Annotated in this window: 2 protein-coding genes; both read left to right on the top strand. The window is 28.2% G+C overall.

The features are described from left to right. Position 1 precedes the first annotated feature (1 nt). Positions 2-88: a hypothetical protein gene (locus IE142_RS40320; RefSeq protein ID WP_502266922.1), complete on the top strand. Its 87-nt coding sequence runs from the start codon at positions 2-4 to the stop codon at positions 86-88. 224 nt (positions 89-312) lie between these two features. Then, the gene (locus tag IE142_RS40315) at positions 313-543 is read left to right on the top strand and encodes a diacylglycerol kinase family protein (RefSeq protein WP_229831309.1); all 231 of its coding nucleotides are present in this window, start codon (positions 313-315) and stop codon (positions 541-543) included. The last annotated feature ends 6 nt before the right edge of the window (positions 544-549 follow it).

Genomic DNA, 549 nt, shown 5'->3' with positions numbered 1-549 from the left:
AGTGGGCCAAATTATGAAAGCTTCTAAAGGTCAAGCTAACCCACAAAAAGTTAATAGCCTATTAAAACAAGAATTAGATAACCGTTAATTCGAAAATTATAATACTTTAAGCTTCTAACAAAGAATATGAACTTTGTTAGAAGCTTTTATTACTTTTGAAAAGTTTAAGTATTAAGTTTCTTAATGTTTAAAATTACATATATTTTATCTTTGTAGTACCGATTAGTTTAGAGAAATCGGAAATAAATACTTTTAACTGATGTATAAATCATATAATATAAGTAATGAGTATATGAATTTGAGGGATTAACTATGAGAAAACGTGCAAGAATTATATATAATCCAACATCAGGAAAAGAACTTTTTAAACGTGTATTACCAGATGCACTGATTAAACTTGAGAAGGCAGGTTATGAAACGAGTGCATATGCAACTGAAAAAATTGGTGATGCTACTTTTGAAGCTGAAAGAGCACTAAAAAGTGAATATGATTTACTCATTGCAGCTGGAGGTGACGGTACTACAAAGATAAAATATATGTAATTTTAA

It is taken from the genome of Streptomyces mutabilis, from assembly GCF_014649815.1.
GTDB lineage: Bacteria > Actinomycetota > Actinomycetes > Streptomycetales > Streptomycetaceae > Streptomyces > Streptomyces mutabilis.
The sequence above is the reverse complement of the archived record's forward strand: the minus strand, read 5'-3'. Positions and strand labels throughout refer to the sequence as shown.

What these genes read in the sequence shown, in the direction of transcription:
- IE142_RS40315 (WP_229831309.1), top strand. Translation starts at nt 313, where the DNA reads ATGAGAAAACGTGCAAGAATTATATATAATCCAACATCAGGAAAAGAA.